Below are 608 nucleotides of genomic sequence, written 5' to 3'. Positions count from 1 at the left end.
ATATCTGTTCCCTCGGTAAAAACCATACAGTTTATAAGACAAGGGATTTTTCTTTCGGTAAACGCATTAATGATATTTTCACGATTTTTCGTTTTTCCGGTAATAACGACCGAATCGTGGATTTTTTCAGCAATTGATTCAGCATGACTTACGCTTGCGGCAAATATCAGCGTTGCGCCTTTTGCCATATCCCTGTAAGCCTCTGCAATTGCGTCCTCTGTACCGCTCATGACTTCTGATAATTCTCCGGGCGCATAATCTCCGCAGCGTGTATGTACCGCCGATAAATCGTAACCGATATCAATTCTTTTGCAGTCAATGTCACAAAGATATCCGTTTTTTATTCCCCATTTTAAATCACGTTTGAATACGATTTCCTCATATATATCGTCTAATCTTGCTTTATCGGCTCTATTGGGTGTAGCGGTAAAACCGATTACCTGACGCGGTGTAAAATGCTCCAGTACTTTTCTGTACGTTCCGGCGGCTGAATGGTGCGCTTCGTCAACTATAATCACATCAAATTCATCAGGATCAAAATTATCAAGTCTGTGAACAATACTCTGCACGCTTGCCGATACGATTTCTTCCCCATGAGAACGTTCCGA

Annotated in this window: 1 protein-coding gene; it reads right to left on the bottom strand. The window is 41.6% G+C overall.

Translation table 11 applies throughout. The features are described 5' to 3' along the window. Positions 1-608 (bottom strand): DEAD/DEAH box helicase (locus tag OCV67_RS13205; RefSeq protein WP_178085179.1); only part of this gene is annotated, 608 nt, incomplete at both ends.

The sequence above is a fragment of the Porcipelethomonas ammoniilytica genome, assembly GCF_025567485.1.
In the GTDB taxonomy this organism is placed as follows: Bacteria; Bacillota; Clostridia; order Oscillospirales; family Ruminococcaceae; genus Porcipelethomonas; species Porcipelethomonas ammoniilytica.
Note: the sequence above shows the minus strand (reverse complement) of the source record. Positions and strands in the feature narration are given on the sequence as shown.